Below are 4561 nucleotides of genomic sequence, written 5' to 3' on the forward strand. Positions count from 1 at the left end.
GACAGTCTCGGTGGCCTGACGCCTGCCGAATTCAGGCAGCAGAACGATCCGGCCGCCTCGGGTTATGGTTGGAACTAATTAACGGGGAGTCGACATTGGCATTCGCGCTGGCAAGCGATTGCCACCGATTCAGGGAAGGGCGTTCTCGGAACATCGATTAACGCGGACACAATGAAAGCGGCGGAACTACTCGCCTTGGACGATTGCAAATCGAAAGGCGGCACCAACTGCACTGTCGCAATCTCATACGGTAATGGCTGCGTTGCGATGGTAGTCGGAGACTCGCTACTCACCACCGGATCCGGCGGCACAAAGGAAGAGGCTGAGAATAAGGCCAAGCATAGTTGCAATAACGGCGACACGAACTGTCGTGTGTATTACTCGGCCTGCAGCTTACCCGTCCAGCGATCATGACATATCCTAAGATCCAAGGATTGTCCTGAACGAGGAGACCGATCGCTCGAGAACCGCATAATCAGGGAATGGGCCCTACCGGTAAGCATCACGTTCTGGGTCTAGCGTGGACTGAGCACGTTGATGGGGAATCAGCCGGTGTTCCAGGGTGCGGGTAGTCGACCGGGGCCTCAGGGGCAGCCGCCGGGCGCACCGGTCTACGCCTCCACCCCAATTAACAGCGTCGGAGCAGGAAACCCTAATCAGCAAATGCAGGCCACGATGCATGGGGGGCGTGCAACACAACCGTTGGGGCCGTCGCTAAAACGATGACGTGAAGACGTCGAGGGCATAAATGCAATCCCATAACACATGGAAAGATCGATGACGAAGGCTATGGCCGCCATTTTCTTGCTCATATGTGCGTCTGGCTACTCACATGCCGAGGGTGGCTGTCCTCCAGGCCAATATCCCCAGTCGGGGCAAGGATGGCAGACATGCGTGCCCATCCCCGGAAGTACCCAGCAGTCGCCACGATCCGGCCCAAGCGAGCGCTGGGAGGATCGATGGGGTGCGTTGGCAGTTACCGACTCAGGGCAAATCGCTGGTGGCTCAAGCGGAAAGAAAACAGAGCGCGAGGCGATAGATGCTGCTATCGCGGACTGCCGCCTTGACGGAGATGAAACATGCAAAAGTATGGGAACCGTTAGAAATCAATGCATTGCATTGGTTGCTGGCAGCGGCGGCACAAAGATCGAATCCGCACCGAGCGAAACCGAGGCAACGAAGCGCGCGATGAAAGAGTGCTTGCGTTCTGGTCAAGATAACTGCCATTCGTACTACTCTTCGTGCAGCCTGCCTGTTCGCGTGCAGTAGCGATTGCTGGCATGGCGCAGCATCACTCATCCCCAAGCAGAAAGCCCGGGCCAAGGATTCTACTGACGAGCACGCAAACCGAAGCAAGTCTCCGGCAGCGCGCCCGCGCGTGGCTTCAGTGTTTCAGAACGAGAGCCTTCGCCAGCATCGGCAACACCGACGGCATCAGCAGCATGGTCCTGCAAGCCTTTAGGGCAATGTCATCTCTTAACAAAGCGCTTGCGGACACTACACCTACTCAGAGAGCTCCAACCGGGCGAGGCGAGGTCGAGTGACACTTACGAAAATCCTGCTACTGACAATCACTCTATTTGCCAGCAATGCTGTCTGGGCGCAGTGCGCTCCCGGCATTCCGAGCGCCGGGAACCCGGGATGCATTCCTCCGACGCAACCTGGCTCCCCTTACGGCCAACAGGGAGATGCCAGTTCGTCCTCGTCTAGCTCTCCACCTCCCACAGCGCGATGGTCAGAACGCTGGGGCGCCGTGGCCCTGGATGCCAGCACTGGAAGCGCCGGGGTATCGACAGGCATGAAGACGCAGGCCGAGGCAAAGCGTGAGGCCTTGGACCAATGCCGCGAGAACCGAGGGCAGGCCTGCGCCATTTCCGTCGCGTATCGCAATCAATGTGCCGCCGTCGCTCAGCGATCCACGGGAGGAGTGATGGGAAGTGCTAGCGGTCCGAGCCTTGAAGTCGCCAAGGCTGCTGCCAAGGAAGAGTGTGGAGATACGGCTTCGTGCCAAATCGTCTACAGTGCCTGCAGCCTCGCTGAGAGAGTCGACTAACGCCTCGCAGTGTCCGCCGCGCCTCGTCCGTCAAAAGGTTGCAAGAAGTTGGCCGCATCAGAGTCAACTACGTACCGCACGACGAATCGCGAGCTGGCAAGAAAAACTTCATAATCACCCTCGTTTATCTTGCTTACGGGCCTTGGCATGGTCGCAGTATGCTTCCCGCATATCTTGTGCCGGAGGGCGCTTTTACAATGTGAGGAGCAAGGCGGAACTCATTGCGAGGTCGTACTCACGTATTACAGCCAGTGTGCCGCTATCACGCAGTTAGCCAAGGGTATCTTCAGCAGCGCGACAGCAGCTACAAGATCTCGTGCGGAATCGCGAGTCGTGACAATATGTGGGGACGAGCGGACATGCAGATTTCCTTACAGTCAGTGCGCACTGCCCGTCCGCGTTCAGTGGATCTCAACGGTCAACGGAAGAAAACATCAGATGGGACATGGAATGATTTCCAACGGTTGCCGAGCCGCGCTGTTAGTCGTACTGCTATCACCTCTGGCAGCAAGGGCACAATGCGGAGCCGGAATTCCCGGCGCCGGCAATCCAGGGTGCATGCCTCCAACAGCAACGGGTTCTCCTTACCATCAAGCTGGAGACGCGCCGGTCGTTAACGCCCCGCCTGCCGTGCACTGGGTTGGCGGTTGGGGCGCGATAGCTATGGACGCAGAAAACAGAGGTGGAACGGTAGAGGACCGGGATACGAAGAGCGAAGCAGAACGTATCGCACTGGATATGTGCCGGAGGAACGGTGGAAGCAACTGTAAAGTGTTGGCGACTTTTAATAATCAGTGCGCCGCCATGGTCCAGGAGGCTGGTGGCGGTGCAATAAACGGTAACACTGGTGCGACCCAGGAACGGGCGGAGCGCCGCGCATTGGATGGTTGCAAATCAGGAACGACTTGCCACGTGATCTATAGCAAGTGCAGTGTCCCCCACCCCGTACGCTAAAAGCCTGAGATCCAGGTCGGATCACTATCGTCGAATTACTGCAGCAGGGCGGCGTCGGTCTCTTTTTGTCGACACTGCTTGTCATGCCGCCACCGATGGCCGCCGCGTTCTTCCAGGGCACGCTGGGGCAGTTTGCGTCGTATTCGTCGTTCGGTAACGTCGGATCCCAGCTCCGGGGGGGGCAGGATCAGCAGGCGATAGCTCAGGGTAGGATGCATGTCGGGGGTCCGGGTATATGCCGTCTGTGCGCACTTCGGGCGACGGAGGGGGTGACTCCAGTGGATATCGTGCGAATGCAGCGCAGAATCTGAATATCGGAAATAATCTGGGAAACAGCTCACAGGTTGCGCAAGCCGACTCTATTAAATATCGTTCGCCAAATTGTGATGGATCATTCCGTTCATGACATCTCTTAGGTTATTTGCGATTCTTATGATCGCTTACTCCCCGCTAAGTTTTGGACAGTGTGCCCCGGGAATTCCGGGGGCCGGCAATCCAGGATGTGTACCTCCGAGTGCTCCCGGATCACCGTACGGTCAACCGGGCGAGACCGGAGCTGTTGCGCCACCCGCGCCGCCAGCTATCTGGGAGGATCGATGGGGAGCTATCGCGATAGATCGTATGAATGGAGCTGCTGGTGGCGACATCGACGGCACCTCAAAGAGCGAAGCGCTAAAGGTTGCGACGCAGCGATGCGTCGAATCAGGTGGCAGCAGCGGCCACTGCACAATAGTCGTCAGCTTCGTTAACCAATGCGCAGCGGTCGCTCAGGAACCGGGCAGCAGTGTGATTAGCAGCGCCACCGCCGCCGACGCTACTGAGGCGACCGCTCGGGTACTAAACCGATGCGGAAAGAGCCACTGCCGCGTCCTGTACAACGTGTGTACATATGCCGTTCGAGTGAACTGATATGGGCGCTTAACGCACGGTCATACCAATCCGCTTTTCGTGATGGAATGCCGCCAAGGTACCTCGCGCGCCGTATCGAGCAGTAAACCAAACGGCAGACCGTACCAGCCCGTTCCAGTCCATACGACGACCTCGCCCAAATGGAGAACGTCGCCACAGCCGACGCGCTGCTACTAAATAAGGCCACCTTGGCCTTCGTCGTTGGTTTAGGTCCTATCCCATCAATCCGCCTGCTCTTTGAGCAGGCCAAGGTACTATTGGGAGATAGTTGGTATGCGGCATAGACACCGCGAGCTCACTCGCACCTCCTGACCGTCGTGCTCGTAAGCGCGCTAAAGTACCTCGCGACGTTCGACAATATCGGCAGCACAGACGGTATCAACAGCGTGGCCTTGCAGCAGGAGGCGCAGGCCTTCTGTTGTCGACGCTGATTGTCATGGCGCCACCGATGGCCGCAGCATTTTTCCAGGGCACGCTGGGGCAGTTTGCGTCGTATTCGTCGTTCGGTAACATGGACTCGCAGCTTTCTGATCAGGATCAGCAGGCGATGGTGTCGACTCCCCGTTAATTAGTTCCAACCATAACCCGAGGCGGCCGGATCGTTCTGCTGCCTGAATTCGGCAGGCGTCAGGCCACCGAGACTGT

2 protein-coding genes are annotated in these 4561 nt (G+C 57.8%); one reads left to right on the forward strand and one right to left on the reverse strand.

What is annotated here, in order from left to right; all coding sequences use genetic code 11:
• Positions 1–3042: 3042 nt before the first annotated feature.
• On the reverse strand, positions 3043–3225 hold the full coding sequence (locus BLT40_RS20145; RefSeq protein ID WP_139382868.1) for a hypothetical protein: 183 nt from the start codon (positions 3223–3225) through the stop codon (positions 3043–3045).
• A gap of 1109 nt (positions 3226–4334) precedes the next feature.
• Here BLT40_RS20145 and BLT40_RS20410 point away from each other — a divergent pair.
• Entirely contained in the window at positions 4335–4484 is a 150-nt protein-coding gene (locus BLT40_RS20410) for a hypothetical protein (protein WP_176809221.1), read from the forward strand.
• The last annotated feature ends 77 nt before the right edge of the window (positions 4485–4561 follow it).

Origin of the sequence: Dyella sp. 333MFSha (assembly GCF_900102405.1) — a bacterium.
GTDB classification, from domain to species: Bacteria; Pseudomonadota; Gammaproteobacteria; order Xanthomonadales; family Rhodanobacteraceae; genus Luteibacter; species Luteibacter mycovicinus.